The following is a 17,998-nucleotide window of genomic DNA, read 5'->3' on the forward strand; positions in this document are numbered from 1 at the left end:
AGCGAAGGCGCTTAGCGAGGCGATGCAAGGCCTCGCGAGGCAAGTGCAGAAACTGCCGCAGCTGCAGTTTCTGTTCATCACGGGCGCCCCGTACTACGAGGCGACCGTTAGCGCAATCGAAGCGCTCCCAAGCGAGGAGCGCACGAATTTGCATGTTGTGCCATATGTGCACAACATGCCGGAGGTGCTCGCGGCGACGAAGCTAATCGTCTCGCGAGCAGGAGCATCCTTCATTGCGGAAATTACCGCTCTCGGCATTCCATCGATTCTGATTCCATCACCTTATGTGACGAATAATCATCAAGAGCATAATGCACGTAGGTTGAAGGATGAAGGCGCAGCAGATATGCTGCTGGAGAAAGAGCTAAATGCGGAGAGCTTATTTGCTGCGATCCAGAAAATTATGGATGCTCCTATGCGATGGGAGAGCATGTCAAATAGCTCACGAAAGCTAGGGCAGCCAGATTCGGCAGCGCTTGTTGTTAATGAGATTAAAGCGATATTGAATAAATAAAACGTGACTTCTTCATGCGCCTTTTATAGGCATTTGTCACACTCTATCTGATTTCACATAAACTACACTATAACCGTGACAGACATTGAAGCCGGGCAAGAGGAACTGGTATTCCTGCTTAAGCACAGTGAAACTTTTTCTTCTTGAGTTAATCAAACAGATGTAGGGAAGCTTATCTGCTCTGATTAACGAATAACTCCCCTTGTGATCTGTAAAGGAGGTTTTTTCCATGCACTCGTTCATTGCTGAATTACAAGCCATCTCTAATCTTGAGATCCGATTTGACGAAATGATGTCAAACCATACCACATGGAAAATCGGCGGCCCCGCCGATATTATGATTATTCCGCAGAATAAGGAGCAGCTCATTCAAGCTGTTCGTGTGCTGCATAAGCATGAGATTCCATGGATCGTGCTTGGTAGAGGCTCGAATATGCTAGTGAGTGATAAGGGTATTCGCGGCGTAACGATTAAGCTCGGGGGCACGTTCGACGAGATTCATTTTGACGGGACGGAAGTTACGGCTGGCGGCGCGTATTCTTTTGTGAAGCTGGCAGTTCAGGCTGGTAAGAAAGGATTAACGGGACTTGAATTCGCGGGAGGAATCCCAGGATCGGTTGGAGGAGCCGTTTACATGAATGCGGGGGCTCTAGGCTCTGATGTGTCACGAATACTCAAACAGGCTGAAGTGCTCTTGAACACAGGTGAAGTCATCACCATGCAGAACAACGATTTACAATACGCATATCGGCATTCGCTCCTTCAGCAGGAGTCTGGTATCGTACTTGATGCTATTTTTCAACTGGCACCTGGCAATCGTGAGGAAATTACTGCTTCCATGGCAGCGAATAAAGATCGACGATTGCGCACACAGCCGCTCAAAATGGCTTCATGTGGATCTGTTTTTCGTAATCCCGAAGGTACCTTTGCAGCTAAGCTAATTGAAGAGGCTGGTCTTAAAGGATTGCGAGTAGGTGGCGCAGAAGTATCTACGATGCATGCTAACTTTATCGTGAATATCGGGAATGCAACAGCTGAAGATGTGCTCGCCCTCATAAAGAAGATACAAGATATTATCTTGGAGTCAAATGGCATTGTTCTTGTGCCAGAGGTTCTGGTTTTAGGGGAGCGGTAAATCGGAGGTGAAAAATTGGAGAAGTTGGTTATCGAAGGCGGGAGACCTCTATCGGGAGCCATCCGTATCCATGGCGCTAAGAACGCCGCGCTGCCTATCCTTGCAGCTAGCATCATGGCGGAAGGAACACATACGATACACAATGTTCCCGAACTGCTCGACATTGGGGTCATGCTTCAAATTCTGGGCCAAATCGGGTGTTCATCCGAACAATTTGGCAACATGATTACGATTGATACATCTACGATCCATACGACACATGTTCCTGAACAATTGATGCGGCAGATGAGGTCCTCCATTTTCCTAATGGGGCCGCTGCTGGCTAGATTTGGGACTGTACAATTGTATCAGCCTGGAGGCTGCGCAATTGGTGAACGGAAAATTGATTTGCATCTCAAAGGACTTGAAGCTTTAGGCGTAACGATTAAAGAATGCGGCAGTACGATTAACTGTTATACGGATGGTATGCGCGGAGCTGAGATTTATCTGGATTTTCCTAGTGTTGGGGCTACAGAAAATATCATGATGGCAGCTACGATGGCCGAAGGCGTCACGACATTAATTGGAGCTGCAAGAGAACCAGAAATTCAAGACTTGCAAAACTTCCTTAACAGCATGGGTGCTGACATAATCGGAGCAGGAACGGACACCATAACGATTCATGGCGTCAAAAAATTAAAACCTAGCAATTATCGCATTATCCCAGATCGGATTGTCGCGGGTACGTGTATGGTCGCTGCTGCAGCTACTCGCGGGGCCATAACGATTGAAGGCGCACATCCTACGCATCTTACATCGCTTATTCACGTGCTGAAGCGAGCAGGTGTGCAAATTCAAGTATCTGATGATATAATACATGTAAGTTGTTTGACGAGACCAAAGTCGATTGAACGAATCGTCACTGCGCCGCATCCAGCCTTTCCTACTGATTTGCAATCACAGGTAATGGTTCTGCTATCGCTAGCAGATGGACTTAGTATAATCAAGGAGACGATCTTTGAGGGAAGATTCAAGCACGTAGATGAGCTGTGTAGAATGGGTGCAGACATTCGTGTAGACTTGAATTCGGCAATTATTCGAGGTGTTCCTAGACTCTATGGGGCGACAGTAGAAGCGACGGATTTAAGAGCTGGTGCAGCACTTGTAATAGCTGGCTTAGCTGCACATGGCACGACAATTGTGGAAAATATCCATCATATTGATCGCGGATACGATCATATAGAAGTTATGCTATCTAAGCTTGGTGCTTCCATTCATCGAGATATCCCTGTTCCTAGTGAATAAGCGAATGATCATCATGTTCTATCATAATCCCTTTCTGCTCTAGCAGGAAGGGATTTAAGAATTTAGTAGGAAATTTCACATAGCTAAGTGGAGGTGCCGCTGCTTGCCCGAACAATTGAGAATACCCAAAATACCTGCTCCTAAGCCCAAGAAGAAGAAGGGACGTAAGCTCGTATTCTTTTTGTTTATTTTTTTTGTAGCGGTACTCATTGTACTTTTCTTCCGATCTTCCTTTAGTCGGATCACGCAGATTGAAGTAGCAGGCAACAAGCTTGTCACCTCAGAACAAATTGAACAAACCTCTGAGGTTTTGATTGGAGATCAGTTTTTTGGCGTTTCGACTGCTGATGTAATGGACAAGGTGAATCATATGAAAATGATTCTTTCTTCTGAAGTAACCAAGTCTTTTCCAGGCAAACTGAAAATAGTCGTACATGAACAACCGAAGGTTGCGTTTGAAGTGTCAGAGGATGGGCGACAGCAATATGTTCTGGCTGATGGCTCAACCTATCCTGTGCAGGGGTTATCCGTCATGATCGATAAACCGATACTGTCAGGTTGGTCTGCTTCTGATCCGAATAAAGCGGCGCTTGCCAAAACGATGGCAACTATTTCACAGGATTTGTTCGATGAAATATCCGAGATCAGGCCATTCCCTTCAGAGTCTTACAGCGATCGGATTAAGCTATACACACGGAGCGGCTTTGAAGTGATTACGACGATTGAGTATTTGCCCGATAAAATTTTATATCTTTCAGCCTATATTGAGAACCTCAAAGAGAACGATATCAACAATGGCGTATTGACCTTGCTTGAGGTTGACAGTCATCAGGCACTTAATGCAGATCCTGAAGGAGACGATACAGCCGCGAAGGATGAGCCAAAAGGGTAATTCTCATCGCCATAGAATATGCACAAGCCATAATGAATTGATCCTAACCCAGAGTATTGAGCTCTGGGTTTCTTCGTATATTTGACAACAAAAAATAGTTGCATTTACAATTAGATACAGGGGAAACAAACAATACAAAACTTTTCATTCTTTTTTTTGCCACAAATGACTAGGATAATTTCACTTAGTGTGTCTTAAGACTCATATGCTTCGATTCATTAAATTTAGTATAATTTGATTTGTATGTTTGATTGTGGATGGTTATATGAAAATACCGATTTTGCAGTTGAAATACTACTCATTCCTATGAAATAATGATAGAATGGGAATTATGGAATGTGTAAACTAACTTCTGGAATCCATATAACCGATTTGAGCCTCGAATCAACAAAAAAATTGTTGAAAAAAGAGGGAATGTAGTAAAAGTGTTGAATACATTAGTTAATGTAAACAGGAAAGATCTATTTTTAAAATTTTCACTTGTATAAGTGCAGGAGGTGCCAAGGCTTGAGCGGCAATGACATCATTGTGAGTTTGGACATCGGTACATCCAAAGTTCGTGCTATTATTGGGGAAGTTACTAACGGAGCCATTAATATAATAGGGGTAGGGTCAACCGATTCTGAAGGTATTCGTAAAGGAGCCATCGTTGATATAGACCAGACGATTCAATCAATTCGTAATGCGATCGAGCATGCTGAGCGAATGGTAGGTATCCAAATATCTGAGGTTTATGTTGGTATTACCGGTAGTCATATTTCTTTGCAGAGTTCTCATGGCGTAGTGGCTGTGCAGAAGGAAGACAGAGAGATCGGCGATGAAGATATCGAACGTGTAATTCAAGCTGCCAAAGTCATCGCTTTACCACCCGAGCGTGAAATTATTGGAGTCGTACCCAAGGAATTTGTAGTAGATGGTCAAGAAGGGATTTCAGATCCTCGCGGCATGATTGGTGTGAGACTTGAAGTTCATTCGACTATCATTACAGGTGCCAAGACGAGTATACATAATTTGATTCGTGTAGTTGAAAAATCCGAATTAAAAGTTGCGGGCCTCATCCTTATGCCAATTGCATCAGGATTTCTCGCTTTATCTAAGGATGAAAAGAGCATTGGAACAGTATTAGTTGATATTGGAGCAGGCGCTTCAACTATCTCTGTGTTTGAAGAGGGCAATATAGTTGCTACCTCAACTCTACCTATTGGTGGGGAATACGTCACAAGTGATATCTCAATCGGTCTTCGTACACAGATGGAAATAGCTGAGAAAATCAAGCTTAAGTACGGATGTGCTCTAATCGAAGATTCGGCTGCAGATCAAATATTTAAAGTGGCACGAATTGGTAGCAATGTGGATAAAGAGTTTTCTCAAATTGACCTAGCTAATATTATCGAGCCTCGCGCGCAAGAGATCTTCCAATTGATTCGTGCAGAGGTAGAGCGTATTGGTTATGGTCATTTAACGGGCGGTTATGTCTTGACTGGTGGTACGGTATCCATGCCAGGCATGCTGGCTGTTGCTCAGATGGAGCTTCCTTCATCAGTTCGTATTGCTACTCCTGACTTTATTGGTGTTCGTGATCCAAGCTATACCAATGGTGTTGGGATTATCCAGTATGTGCATAGGCACATGAAGAATCGCAATTCATCCTTTTCCAAGTCTGGCAATAAATCTACTAAAGTCCAGTCGACCAGTACGAAAAAAGCAGGTTGGTTTGATAAAGTGAAAGAGTGGATTAAGGAGCTTATTTAGTGAGATGGAATTTATAGTGTTCGGTCATAAATTCTAAGTATCACCTTACTTTTTGACTAAAATTAATATCCACATTTCGATGGATGAGCGAATGCTATGTTAGGGGGAATACACTGATGTTCGAATTTGATATGGAATTAGATCAACTCGCACAGATTAAAGTTATTGGTGTGGGCGGTGGCGGTAGTAATGCCGTTAATCGAATGATTGAAAATGGTGTACAGGGTGTCGAGTTTATTACAGTGAATACGGACGCTCAAGCTTTACATACGGCTAAATCAGAACACAGATTACAAATTGGGGATAAACTTACTCGTGGTTTAGGAGCAGGGGCTAATCCTGATGTAGGTAAGAAAGCTGCTGAAGAGTCACGCGAGTTGATAATGAATACACTTCGCGGTGCGGACATGGTGTTCGTTACTGCGGGTATGGGTGGCGGTACAGGTACGGGTGCAGCTCCTGTAATTGCAGAGATTGCTAAGGAATGTGGAGCGCTGACGGTTGGTGTTGTAACACGTCCGTTTACATTTGAAGGACGCAAACGTCAGCTTCATGCAGAGCAAGGAATTGCTGCACTTAAGGAAAAGGTTGATACGTTAATTGTAATTCCTAATGACAGATTGCTAGAGATTGTGGATAAGAAGACCCCAATGCTCGAAGCGTTCCGTCAAGCGGATAATGTATTACGTCAAGGTGTACAAGGAATTTCTGACTTAATCCAAGTTCCTGGTCTAATCAATCTTGACTTTGCTGACGTTAAGACGATTATGACAGAGCGTGGCTCTGCATTAATGGGGATCGGTGTTGCAACTGGTGAGAACCGTGCAGCAGAAGCAGCGAAGAAAGCGATCTGCTCCCCACTTCTTGAGACTTCAATCGAAGGTGCAAAAGGCGTGTTAATGAATATTACAGGTGGCAATAATTTATCCCTGTATGAAGTAAATGAAGCAGCAGATATCGTACACTCAGCTTCTGATCTTGAAGTGAACATGATCTTTGGTGCTGTGATTAACGAGAATTTGAAGGATGAAATCATGGTAACGGTGATTGCAACTGGATTTGAAGACACACCTGCACCTAAGCAACCACAGCTTAATCGGCGTCCGGGCCAAGCTCAGCCTCAGGCATCAAGTCAACCTGAAGCTCAAGAGCCTCGTTTGAATAATTTGAAACCGTTTGGAGGCAATCAGCCTTCAAGTGATCAACTAGACATTCCAGCGTTCATGCGCAACAATCGCAATCGCACATTTGATTAATCATTGATGCATAGCGTACAAACTAAAAGGTGAATGAGGATTACCCTCATTCACCTTTTTTGGCATTCTAGAATTGATAACATTTGTTTCATAAATTAGCTCAAATCCATCGTACCTTTAACGCGTGCTAAATATTCAGCGTATCGGATAAAGAGCAGGCTGATGATGAAATAACCGCATCCAAGCAGCAATTCTTGTCCGAGATAAGGTAGGACATGATTATACTTGCCTTCGTTTAAGATTTCCTTCGTTAACTGCACACCTCTTGTTAACGGTAGAAATTGTGCCAATATACTGAATATCTCTGGCATCGCGGTTTTGGGATAACTCGCTCCACTCAGCAATAGTAAGGTGCTTGCAAGCACATTCGAAATGAGATGCATGGATGGCGTCCAAAGACATAAGCAGCCGACAATAAGCCCAAGTCCACAGGCAGAGAAGATGGATATGATCCAGATCAGCAGCAGGGGCAGAATTGCCTCTAGTGGAATGGCGATTTGGAACATGAGGATGCCGAATAAGAATCCAAGCAATGCAGTTACGACGCCATTTGCAACATGCGCTACGGATCTTGCGAGGAATAGCCCCATTTTATTGACAGGTGTCGTCATAACGATTTGCAGGGTGCCCATATAACGATCAGAAGTAATAACCGACATGATGCCAAAAACCGTATTCATCACGCATAACAGAAGCGCATTGGAACTCATGTAACCTGCTAGTCCGACTCCACCGTAAACATACTTGGCAAGCATAGTGAAAAATAGAAGCTGACTAAGTGGCTGTAACACCATTACGAGAAAATAGACTTTCGGGTCCAGCCAACCGAACAATGCTTTGTAGGATAGTAAGCTGTGCCGCCAAAATCGCATGAACACTTCTTTCATTCTAATACACCCCCAATTTGCCAATCACTCTGGCTTTTCTTAGAACTGCGCGATAACAAAGCATACCTAAAATGAAATAGATGACAGTTATGAGCAGTAAAGCATAAAGTGTCGTGTTAAAGGCTGCTGATACCTGCTCTGTTGCTGCTTGTCTCAATAATTCAATCGCCCATGTGGGAGGTAGTAGGTAGGAGAGAGGCTGAACCCAGTTAGGCAGGATTGTTACTGGGAACATAAATCCGCAAATGAGATAGATCGGGTATTCAATGAAATTCATGAGTGCTTCTGCTTGTCTAGATAAGGTAAACGCTAGTGATAGAAAGAAAGAGAACACGGATAATGCAACTAGAACGAGAATAAACGAACCGCCAAAGAGAAGCGGATGCTGAATCGTCAGATCAACGCCAAAGATTACGATCAAATAAACGCAGGATAAAAGCATAGAGAGAAGGCCCCATAGGGTATTGCCGCAAATTTTCCCCAACAAAGTAATGGCAAACGATGTTGGCGAGACAAAGATGATTTCTAAAGTGCCGTAATATCTTTCACGATTTACGTCACTGGCCGAAGAGTATACGATGGATGTCCATAGTGCCATGAATCCAGAACCGAGTACGACATAGTTGAATATGCGATCAGGTGCTGAAGCTCCATAAATAAAGATTGCAAGCGTTGACAGGAAAAATGGAGACAGCCAGATGACAAATTGGAACATCGGCCTTGCTATGGATAAGCCCATATGCACCTTGATGGTATGGATAAAAGCGCGAAACGACCTCATGCGTTCTTACCTCCTCCGATCACCTGAAGATAGACGTCCTCAAGTGTTGGTTTGGTAATGGCCAAATCTAGAACTTCTGCGCCTTGCAGGCTTTCAAAAATAGACGACACAGCAGCTTGTGGCGATAAGGTATGAATGCGAAGGAGTGAGAAGTAATCCTGTCGTTCGACTTGGATATGCTCAATAAAGGAAAGCTTGTGCAATGCATCTAGATTCAATGGATCTGGTCCTGCAAGCTTACATTCGATAATGGATAAATGGTTCGAACTTGCTTTCAAATTGTTTGGACTGTCAATGGATACCAGCTTGCCTTTGTCGATAAAAGCAATACGATCGCATAGCTCATCTGCCTCATACATGTAGTGGGTTGTTAATAGAATTGTTGTTCCAGTTTCCTTTAATTGACGTAGAATGTCGCGCAGCTTTCTAGCGCTATAAGGATCGAGTCCAATCGATGGTTCATCTAGGAATAAAATTTTCGGCTCATTAATCAGCCCTCTTGCGATTTGCAGACGCTGCTTCATTCCTTTCGAGAAGGTTTCCACTTTCTGATGAGCTGCATCCGTTAGTTCTACCAGATCTAGTAAATCGGCAATTCTCTTCTTTTGCTGTTGCCGAGGGATTTGGTACAAATCAGCGAAATAAGCCAAGTTCTGATAGGCGGTTAATCGCCAATAGAGGTTACGCTCACCGCCTAGAATAAAATTAATTTGCGGTCTAAGCTGAGCGTATTCGGTTACAGGGTTAAGTCCAAGAATCGATACCTTGCCTGAAGTTGGGATCAGCATCGTGGTCATAATTTTGATCATCGTTGTTTTGCCAGCGCCGTTCGGTCCTAAGAGTCCGAAGATTTCGCCTTCCTGTACGTTAAAGCTGATGCCTGATAACGCTTCAATTTCTTTTGTGGCTGATTTCCATAGACCTGTAGTCGTTTTGTACGTTCGTTTGACATCTACTACGTCAATGATTGGTTGGATCTTCATCGTATAACCTCCAATATTAGATGACTATCTTATAATATAATTATCTAATTATAGAGCATCTTTTCGTTTTGTCAAACAATTTTGAATAGAATCAATTTCATAATACCTTTAGCTGCTTCAATCAAGAGTATATATAGATCCAAACGGTTCAATTGGTCTATATATAGTTTCAATTACATTTGTTCAATCAGTTATGAAATTGATTCAATAAAATAAAAATCCAATCTACATCTAGTAGACTGGACTAAGGCTTGCGGATCAGAAAGTGCTGGGTTCGGTCTAACACCTGAGTTGTATGCTCCTGGTCGCAAGTAAAGTATTTAATCGTTCCTATTTTCTCTTCTTTGACAAAGCCGGCTTTTTTTAATAAATCGAGATGATGAGAGACGGTGGCCGTCGTAATTCCGAGGTATTCTGCTAGTTTGGCGCCGTATTCTCGCTTTCCACTGAGCATTCGAAGGATCATTAATCGATTCCGATCCGATAACGCTTTAAGCTCCAGCTCTAATTGAGCGCTCTCATCTCTCGTATCTGTTAAAGGGACTGCACAGCCATAAATGACGATACACATCTCGGTATCAAAAATTCGAACTTTAGCAGGTGTAATGTAATAGGATGGGATGAAGTAATAGGCTTTGTATGGACTAATCCGTCTAAACGTCTTGCCCATGACATACTGAGCTAGTGCCAGTGGTTCCATCGATACCGTTTGCAGCTTTGCAATTGCAGGATCGATAAGCGCTGTACTAGCTAAGATCCGCTGCTCTAGCTGAGTGGAACTAAACACTGTCTGCAATATATTCGAAATGATGGTCCGATATCGTGAAATGTCAGACAGGAATTGAATCATGTACGCTAGCTTTTCAGGATTTTCCCATAGAATATGTACGGGCATGGTAGACAGCTTCGTTGGTTGCTCCAATAGTTCCCGAATGATTTTGAGTTCGATTGCACCAGCCCAAAACTGGTATACATATTGATCATGGCTTAGCTGCTTGATTTGCGTCAGGAAAAGCTCGCTATCATAAAAGTTTGGATAAAGCAAAAGAAACTCCAGCGGATGGTAAAATTCCAAACCTGTTGTGGTAGCCCACTCATCTATGAATGCAAGTGCTTCACTTGATAATCCTTGTAGAATGGCATCGGCATCTTCCTGTGTTAATCGATCAGGTTTTGACTTGAAGAGGGCTGCTGTCAGCATGATGCCTTCTACTACAGGGGAATAGAAATGCTGAACAACGACCTCACTTCCAAGCTTTAATTCTCCATAGTCCAATGGCACATGACCACTCCTTATACTTCTGTACATTGGGATTATACTCCCTCGCGTCAATAGAACCACAATCCAAGTGATTGGTCAAGCATCTTCTAATAACGACAAAAATAGTGATGGACGACTCCTAAGTTTAGACAGACTTTGAAAATCGCATTCCTTATACTGAGATTATCTGTTTGGGAGCCTATGATCCTGTCACGCTGGAGGTATACAGATGATCGTATATGTAGATTTAATCTTTCTTTTTAACCTCCTAATGGATGGGGCTATGCTATATACCTGTGGGAAGATTCGCAAGATTAAGCTGCAGTGGTGGAGACTGCTATTATCGTCAAGCATAGGAGCTTCCTATGTCGTGATGCTGTTTTTCCCTCAGCTATCCTTCTTATTTACGTTTCTAGTGAAAATTGGCTTGTCGTTGCTGATGATTGCTGTTGCGTTCAGATATGTCAGCTTGCGTAATTATTTACTGAATCTTGGAGTCTTCTATGTCGTTAATTTTGTCGCTGCAGGCGGTATTCTTGGAATTAAATATTTACTGCAGAATTCAAGCGATGTCGTAAATGGCATACTCTACACACATGCTGGAGGATCAGGTTCAGCAATTCAGGTTGGGATTACGTTCGTCGTTATTGTCTCTTGCATCATGTTGATTCTAATTCGCAAATTATTTGCTAGTCAAAAGAAACAGGATCAGATCACAACCTATTTAGCAGAGGTAGAAGTTAAGATTGAACAATTTCGCAAGACTTGCACAGGCATGATTGATACAGGCAATCAATTGTATGATCCACTAACACGCACGCCAGTTATGATTATGGAAGCAGCTTTATTTGAAGGCGTTATTCCAGATGATTGGGTCCATCATATTCGGTCAGCCAAAGGAGATCAGTTAATTACGGATATGGCTCTGGAAGTCAACACTTGGCAGGATCGACTGAGATTCGTTCCATATAGGGGGGTGAATCGAAGTACGACTTTTATGCTGGCGATTAAACCTGACGAGGTCACGGTTTCTTATCATAATCGTGAATTAACAGCACATAAAGTTCTGATAGGTTTGGACGGTGGACAGTTAAGCCGTGATCGTACATATCAAGCTATCATTCACCCCGCAATGATAGCTGAGGAATAGTCATTATATGCCCAGAATTTAGCAAATAATGTATTCGGGAGGAGTGCAACATGCTTATTAAATGGAAATTATGGTTACAAATTCGATATTATCGCTTGTTGATCTTATTACGTATTCGTGGAGATGAAGTCTACTATATAGGTGGTAGTGAAGCATTGCCTCCTCCGCTAAGTAAAGAAGAAGAGGAATATCTTCTAGAAAAGCTGCCAACAGGTGATACTGCCATTCGCGCCATGCTAATTGAGCGTAATTTGCGTCTTGTTGTCTATATTGCTCGTAAGTTTGAGAACACGGGCATCAATATTGAAGATCTGGTCTCCATCGGAGCAATCGGTTTAATTAAAGCCGTGAATACGTTTGACCCGGAGAAGAAAATTAAGCTTGCCACATATGCGTCCAGATGTATTGAGAACGAAATTCTGATGTATTTGCGCCGCAATTCCAAAATACGGACGGAGGTTTCTTTTGACGAGCCTTTAAATATTGATTGGGATGGCAATGAGCTGCTGCTATCTGATGTGCTTGGAACGGAGAATGATACGATTTATCGCAATATCGAAGAGCAGGTGGATCGCAAGCTATTGCAAAAAGCACTTGATAAATTGACAGAGCGTGAGCGGGTCATTATGGAGCTGCGATTTGGTTTGCAGGATGGAGACGAGAAGACGCAGAAGGATGTTGCTGATCTTCTAGGGATATCGCAATCCTATATTTCGCGTCTGGAAAAAAGAATTATTAAGCGGCTGCGAAAAGAATTTAATAAAATGGTGTAAGCGAATCCAAGCAGGCCTTATAGAAAGGTAAGCGTTTGCAAACGGTTCATGAAGGAAGAAAAGTAGCCAGATATTTGCGCATAAAAAAAACCTCCTAGGAGATAATTAACATTAATGTTTCTCCTTGGGAGGTAGTTGCTTGTGACACGTAATAAAGTCGAGATCTGCGGTGTAGATACGGCCAAGCTGCCTGTACTAACAAATGCTGAAATGCGCGTATTATTCACCGACCTACAAACGAAACATGATCGAAGTGCAAGGGAGAAATTAGTTAACGGTAATCTGAGATTGGTGCTTAGCGTTATCCAGCGCTTTAATAACCGTGGCGAATTTGTTGATGATTTATTTCAGGTAGGTTGTATTGGACTTATGAAGGCAATCGATAATTTTGATCTAAGCCAGAATGTAAAATTCTCGACGTATGCAGTCCCGATGATTATCGGTGAGATTCGACGCTACTTAAGGGACAATAATCCGATCCGAGTTTCCCGCTCTCTTCGCGATATTGCTTATAAAGCACTGCAGGTCCGTGATTCGCTCACGAACATGAATTCTCGTGAACCAACGATATATGAAATATCTGAGGCACTTGGAGTACCAAAAGAGGATGTAGTTTTTGCGCTTGACGCGATTCAAGATCCTGTATCTTTGTTCGAACCGATTTATCATGACGGTGGTGATCCCATCTATGTGATGGATCAAATATCGGATGAACGAAATAAGGATATGTCTTGGATTGAGGGGATTGCACTCAGAGAAGCTTTGCATAAGCTTGGAGATCGTGAAAAGTTGATTTTATCGATGCGGTTCTTTGATGGCAAAACGCAAATGGAAGTTGCCGATGAAATTGGAATTTCTCAGGCGCAAGTATCCAGATTAGAGAAGTCAGCGATCTCGCAAATGCAAAAGCATGTGAAGACCTAACAAATATTAAGGCATTTTGCCTAATTTCCACATATACTAATAGAGAAGAGAAAAGCTTTCCAAATCTCTAGGATATGTGGTGAAAGCCTTGAAAATATCAGATTTTCAAACGAAGGATGTCATTAATATCATTGATGGTAAGAAGCTGGGTCAGGTCAGCGATTTGGAACTTGATCTAAGACTTGGGAGAATCGATGCCATTATTGTGCCTACGCAAGGAAAGTTTTTTGGCTTGTTCGGCAGTAGTGCAGACGTCATTATTCCATGGAAGAATATTGTGAAAATTGGACTCGATGTCGTTCTGGTCAAACTAGATGAGGGCAGACTAAACCGTTCGAATGAAGAGTCTGATTCAGTTTCTTCTAGTTATGATTACGATAACAAGAAGCAATATCGATAAGCATGGTATAAAGCACCTTAAGAGCAGGACTATTCTACTGCTCTCTCGTGTGCTTTTTTGTGTTACACTGTATATGTTAAAATAGTTGCAGTTAAGCATCTAGGAAATGGAGGACAAGCATGAGACAGGCAGAACCATTTGTTAGAACGGAACAATCCAATCATATAGCCTTGTTCCAGCTTCAAGCATGGATTCAGCAATTTCCATTTCTTACAGCTGGTATGACTTCAAGACACGGCGGTATCAGTAAAGCACCTTATGATTCACTAAATTTAGGATTGCATGTTGGCGATGCTGCAGAGGATGTTGTTGCGAATCGATCGGCGCTTGCAGCCGCGATAGGGTTGCCTTTTGAAGCATGTACATTTGCTGAGCAAGTGCATGGTAATGAAGTTTCCATGGTATCATCCGTTGAGCGAGGAAAGGGCAGAACGGATAAAGACGATTCCATACGTAACGTAGATGCTTTAATTACGGCTGAACCTGATACGTGTTTATGCTTGATGTATGCAGACTGTGTGCCATTATATTTTATCGATCCAATTCGTCAAGTGATTGCCGTATCCCATGCTGGATGGAAAGGGACTGCGCAGAATATTGTCGGAACTACCATCAATAAGATGGTTGAACATTACGGCTGCGACCCATCAGATATAAAGGCAGCAATCGGGCCATCTATAGGCGAATGCTGCTATGAAGTGAATCAAGAAGTTGTGGATAAGATGGCAGTTCATATTTCACCTGTTGTTCGGCCTTCGAGAAATCCAGATAAATATATGATGAATTTGCAAGAAATTAACCGCTTGTTTATGATAAAAGCAGGAATTCTGTCATCCAATATCGAAATATCTAAGTTATGTACCAGCTGCCATAAGGATGATTTCTATTCATATCGTGCTGAAGGTGGTACAACAGGTAGAATGATCGCCTGGCTCGCTATTAGAGGATGACGAATCAACAGGATGAAGTCAGTCTGATTGAGGAGTTGCAAGAATGGATTTACAGAATCGAATTAATCAAGTGAAAGAACGAATGAATGCTGCTTGCATAAGATCGGGCCGCAAGATGGATGATGTTCAACTTATTGCAGTTACGAAGTATGTAGGAGTAGAGGAAACAAGAGCTGTGATGGATCATGGACTTTTGCATATCGGTGAGAATCGGTGGCAGAATGCCAAAGAGAAATGGGAGCAATTACACAACAGGGGAACATGGCATTTTATCGGGCATTTACAGACGAACAAAGTGAAAGATGTCATTGGAAAGTTTACATACATTCATTCATTAGATCGAGTCGCATTAGCGGACGAAATTGAGAAGAAAGCAGCAGCTCTAGATATTACACAGCAATGCTTTATTCAATTAAACGTGGCTGGCGAGGAATCTAAATACGGACTAGATCCAGAGCAATTGTTTGAACTTGCTCGTCATGTAAGTCAATTGCCTCATCTCCAAATTGTTGGTCTTATGACAATGGCACCGCTTGAGACAGATGCAGAAGCAACGCGTCCTGTGTTTCGAGAGCTTCGGAGATTGCGTGATGAACTGAATGATTCGGGCATATTAAATTATGAAGTCCTGCACCTTTCTATGGGGATGTCTGGCGATTATGAAGTGGCGATTGAGGAAGGAGCAACTTGGATACGAGTAGGCAGCGCTATATTATAGGCAAGGGAGAGATTAATTTATGGGCGTTTTCAAAAAGGTAATGAATTATTTGGGACTACAGGAAGAAGAAGAGGAGTTTGTGGAACAAGAGACTAAACGACCTGTACAACAAAACCAATTTCAAGCTAGAGCTGATCAATTAATTGAGGAAGAATATGAAACCCAGCAATTTGAACCACGTACTACTAAGAATAAAAACAATGTGGTTTCTATTCATTCACAGAAGAATTCAAGAGTAATCTTATTCGAACCGCGTTCATTCGATGATGCGCAGGAATTAGCGGATCATTTGCGCTCAAGACGTGCGGTTGTAGTCAATATGCAGCGGATTCGTCCTGAAGTTGCTATTCGCATTGTGGACTTTTTGAGTGGGACTGTGTATGCTTTGAATGGTTCAATTTCCAAGCTTGGGCCAAGTATTTATCTGTGTACACCTGATTCTATGGAAATTCAAGGCTCAATCTCAGAGATCATGAGTGATTTGCAAAACTAAAGACATAAATTTGAGGTGAGTATGTGGGATTAATTGAACAAGTAGTCTTGCTTCTGTTAGACATTTACAACTATCTGATTATTGCCTATGTCTTAATGTCATGGGTACCTAATGCAAGGGATAGTTATATCGGTGAATTATTAGGTAAATTGGTTGAACCCTATTTATCGATTTTCCGCAAAATCATTCCCCCTCTAGGGATGATTGATATATCTCCAATTGTTGCGTTTGTAGCACTTAGGTTTATCAGAATCGGTGTCGTACAAGTGCTTTCGTACTTCTAGGTGGGACCCTGTGAATAACGATATCTACAATCATTTCCATCCGGATGAGCGGCATTTTGTTGATCGTGCGGCAGATTTAGTCGCGCAAGCTGCTTATGGTCACGCAGTCAAAAAAACGGATTTTCTCGATCCAAGACAAGCCTTCATTCTAACGACGCTTGTTAATCGAGAGCCTGATGTTCAGTGCCGATTTGATGGAGGCTATGCAGAAGCAGAACGTAAACGGGCGATCATTGCTCCTGATTATGCCTATTTGGACGATGAAGACATCGGAATTGAAGTTCTGTCGATTACATCAGCTGACAGTAAATTTGATAGCCTTGCGCATGGTGATTTCTTAGGAGCATTACTTGGTCTTGGCATGAAGAGAGATAAGGTAGGCGATATTCACGTTGGTGATTCGACCTGCCATGTTCTCATTGCATCTGAGGCTATCAATTACATGCATCTGCAATTATCACAGGTACATAGAGCACATGTGCAGACGGAAGTCTTGCCGCTATCTATGCTTCAATGTGTTAGTCCTAAGCTGGAAGAGTCCAGCTTTACTGTCGCTTCACTTCGTCTGGATGGTATCGTTGGCGATGCTTTTCGCTTATCAAGAGCGAAAGCACTTATTCCGATTCAAGCAGGTCGTTGCCGTGTTAATTGGAAGCCAGAGCTAAGTCCAAGCAAGGAGCTCAAAGCTGGGGATGTCGTATCCATGCAAGGATTTGGTCGATTCAAGCTGCTAGAAGTAGAGGGATTGACGAAAAAAGGAAGAATTCGCGTGACAATAGGGAAGTATTCGTCTTAATTTATTTTAATTCTGGTTATATAAAAGGATTTTATTCATTTCTGTCGAATTTTTAACCGATAGATATTATACTGTTTCTTCTAAATGTATTACAGAATTTATAACATGCGTGTCATGAAATTCTGAGTAATACCTTAAGAAACGCATCCGTCCTTTTAGACGGTGAAACCGTTTCTTCTCGGAATAGTTAATTTGGGAGTTTTATTATGCAGGAGGTGCACCGATGTCGTTAACACCATTAGATATTCATAATAAAGAATTTGCAAGATCCTTTAGAGGCTATGATGAAGATGAAGTTAATGAATTTCTGGATCAGGTTATTAAGGATTATGAAACACTAATTCGAGAAAATAAAGAATTGCAGACGCAGCTCATCTCAGTAGAAGAGCGTCTTGGACATTTTGCTAACATTGAAGAGACGTTAAGCAAAACCATTATTGTCGCTCAAGAAGCAGCGGATGAAGTAAAAAACAATTCGAAGAAGGAAGCGCAGCTTATCATTAAAGAAGCCGAGAAGAACGCTGATCGTATCATTAATGATGCTTTAGCTAAATCACGTAAGGTTGCAGTTGAGACGGAGGAACTGAAGAAGCAAGCATCCATCTTCCGTATGAGATTCCGTACGCTGCTAGAAGCTCAGATGGAGATTATCGGAAGCGAAAGCTGGAATTCTTTTGAAGAAGCTGCAGCAACACGTGAGGAAATCTAGTCTTTATTGACTATGCATGTGTAATTCGTTATACTCCTGTTTAGTTGAACTTCTCA

20 protein-coding genes and 1 other annotated feature (1 of these 21 cut by a window edge) are annotated in these 17,998 nt (G+C 42.3%); of the genes, 16 read left to right on the plus strand and 4 right to left on the minus strand.

Annotated features, from left to right (window positions below; genetic code table 11):
* From E0485_RS22075 to ftsZ, 6 genes are all read left to right on the plus strand, one after another.
* The coding region (locus E0485_RS22075) for a UDP-N-acetylglucosamine--N-acetylmuramyl-(pentapeptide) pyrophosphoryl-undecaprenol N-acetylglucosamine transferase (protein WP_268957623.1) at positions 1 to 514 on the plus strand (514 nt) is incomplete at its 5' end.
* Positions 515 to 743: 229 nt separating this feature from the next.
* Entirely contained in the window at positions 744 to 1,649 is a 906-nt protein-coding gene (murB, locus tag E0485_RS22080) for a UDP-N-acetylmuramate dehydrogenase (protein ID WP_132420232.1), read from the plus strand.
* Positions 1,650 to 1,664: 15 nt separating this feature from the next.
* Complete coding sequence (murA, locus tag E0485_RS22085; RefSeq protein ID WP_132420233.1) at positions 1,665 to 2,933, plus strand: UDP-N-acetylglucosamine 1-carboxyvinyltransferase; 1,269 nt, start codon at positions 1,665 to 1,667, stop codon at positions 2,931 to 2,933.
* Between the two features lie 103 nt (positions 2,934 to 3,036).
* Positions 3,037 to 3,825 (plus strand): cell division protein FtsQ/DivIB, encoded by a 789-nt coding sequence (locus E0485_RS22090; RefSeq protein ID WP_165921263.1) that lies wholly within the window; start codon positions 3,037 to 3,039, stop codon positions 3,823 to 3,825.
* Between the two features lie 507 nt (positions 3,826 to 4,332).
* On the plus strand, positions 4,333 to 5,577 hold the full coding sequence (gene ftsA, locus E0485_RS22095) for a cell division protein FtsA (protein ID WP_132420235.1): 1,245 nt from the start codon (positions 4,333 to 4,335) through the stop codon (positions 5,575 to 5,577).
* A 116-nt stretch (positions 5,578 to 5,693) separates the two neighbouring features.
* Positions 5,694 to 6,833, plus strand: a complete 1,140-nt coding sequence (gene ftsZ / locus E0485_RS22100) for a cell division protein FtsZ (RefSeq protein WP_132420236.1) — start codon at positions 5,694 to 5,696, stop codon at positions 6,831 to 6,833.
* A gap of 95 nt (positions 6,834 to 6,928) precedes the next feature.
* On the opposite strand, the gene E0485_RS22105 is transcribed toward ftsZ, so the two are convergent.
* From E0485_RS22105 to E0485_RS22120, 4 genes are all read right to left on the minus strand, one after another.
* Positions 6,929 to 7,720 (minus strand): ABC transporter permease, encoded by a 792-nt coding sequence (locus E0485_RS22105; RefSeq protein WP_132420237.1) that lies wholly within the window; start codon positions 7,718 to 7,720, stop codon positions 6,929 to 6,931.
* 1 nt (position 7,721) lies between these two features.
* Positions 7,722 to 8,501, minus strand: a complete 780-nt coding sequence (locus E0485_RS22110; RefSeq protein WP_132420238.1) for an ABC transporter permease — start codon at positions 8,499 to 8,501, stop codon at positions 7,722 to 7,724.
* Positions 8,498 to 9,484 (minus strand): ABC transporter ATP-binding protein, encoded by a 987-nt coding sequence (locus E0485_RS22115; RefSeq protein ID WP_132420239.1) that lies wholly within the window; start codon positions 9,482 to 9,484, stop codon positions 8,498 to 8,500. The genes E0485_RS22110 and E0485_RS22115 overlap by 4 nt, the downstream gene beginning before the upstream one ends.
* A 244-nt stretch (positions 9,485 to 9,728) precedes the next feature.
* Positions 9,729 to 10,793, minus strand: coding sequence for an ArsR/SmtB family transcription factor (locus tag E0485_RS22120; protein ID WP_132420240.1), 1,065 nt, complete (start codon positions 10,791 to 10,793; stop codon positions 9,729 to 9,731).
* Between the two features lie 181 nt (positions 10,794 to 10,974).
* Here E0485_RS22120 and spoIIGA point away from each other — a divergent pair, with 181 nt between their 5' ends.
* From spoIIGA to E0485_RS22170, 10 genes are all read left to right on the plus strand, one after another.
* A complete protein-coding gene (gene spoIIGA / locus E0485_RS22125; protein WP_132420241.1) occupies positions 10,975 to 11,895 on the plus strand; it encodes a sigma-E processing peptidase SpoIIGA in 921 nt (306 codons plus the stop codon).
* Between the two features lie 50 nt (positions 11,896 to 11,945).
* Positions 11,946 to 12,668 carry an RNA polymerase sporulation sigma factor SigE gene (gene sigE / locus E0485_RS22130; protein WP_132420242.1) on the plus strand — a complete coding sequence of 241 codons (723 nt, stop codon included), beginning with the start codon at positions 11,946 to 11,948 and terminating at the stop codon, positions 12,666 to 12,668.
* A gap of 141 nt (positions 12,669 to 12,809) precedes the next feature.
* Positions 12,810 to 13,592: an RNA polymerase sporulation sigma factor SigG gene (gene sigG, locus E0485_RS22135; protein ID WP_132420243.1), complete on the plus strand. Its 783-nt coding sequence runs from the start codon at positions 12,810 to 12,812 to the stop codon at positions 13,590 to 13,592.
* Between the two features lie 88 nt (positions 13,593 to 13,680).
* Complete coding sequence (locus E0485_RS22140; protein WP_132420244.1) at positions 13,681 to 13,992, plus strand: YlmC/YmxH family sporulation protein; 312 nt, start codon at positions 13,681 to 13,683, stop codon at positions 13,990 to 13,992.
* A 119-nt stretch (positions 13,993 to 14,111) separates the two neighbouring features.
* Positions 14,112 to 14,942, plus strand: a complete 831-nt coding sequence (gene pgeF, locus E0485_RS22145; RefSeq protein ID WP_132420245.1) for a peptidoglycan editing factor PgeF — start codon at positions 14,112 to 14,114, stop codon at positions 14,940 to 14,942.
* Positions 14,943 to 14,985: 43 nt separating this feature from the next.
* Positions 14,986 to 15,660: a YggS family pyridoxal phosphate-dependent enzyme gene (locus tag E0485_RS22150; RefSeq protein WP_132420246.1), complete on the plus strand. Its 675-nt coding sequence runs from the start codon at positions 14,986 to 14,988 to the stop codon at positions 15,658 to 15,660.
* Between the two features lie 19 nt (positions 15,661 to 15,679).
* On the plus strand, positions 15,680 to 16,153 hold the full coding sequence (locus E0485_RS22155; RefSeq protein ID WP_132420247.1) for a cell division protein SepF: 474 nt from the start codon (positions 15,680 to 15,682) through the stop codon (positions 16,151 to 16,153).
* Positions 16,154 to 16,176: 23 nt separating this feature from the next.
* Positions 16,177 to 16,437, plus strand: a complete 261-nt coding sequence (locus E0485_RS22160; RefSeq protein WP_235857671.1) for a YggT family protein — start codon at positions 16,177 to 16,179, stop codon at positions 16,435 to 16,437.
* 10 nt (positions 16,438 to 16,447) lie between these two features.
* Positions 16,448 to 17,233, plus strand: a complete 786-nt coding sequence (locus tag E0485_RS22165) for a YlmH family RNA-binding protein (RefSeq protein ID WP_132420248.1) — start codon at positions 16,448 to 16,450, stop codon at positions 17,231 to 17,233.
* Between the two features lie 223 nt (positions 17,234 to 17,456).
* Positions 17,457 to 17,942, plus strand: coding sequence for a DivIVA domain-containing protein (locus E0485_RS22170; RefSeq protein WP_132420249.1), 486 nt, complete (start codon positions 17,457 to 17,459; stop codon positions 17,940 to 17,942).
* Between the two features lie 54 nt (positions 17,943 to 17,996).
* Positions 17,997 to 17,998, plus strand: a binding site (T-box leader); it runs 253 nt beyond the window's last position.

Source organism: Paenibacillus albiflavus, assembly GCF_004344915.1.
GTDB lineage: Bacteria > Bacillota > Bacilli > Paenibacillales > NBRC-103111 > Paenibacillus_AM > Paenibacillus_AM albiflavus.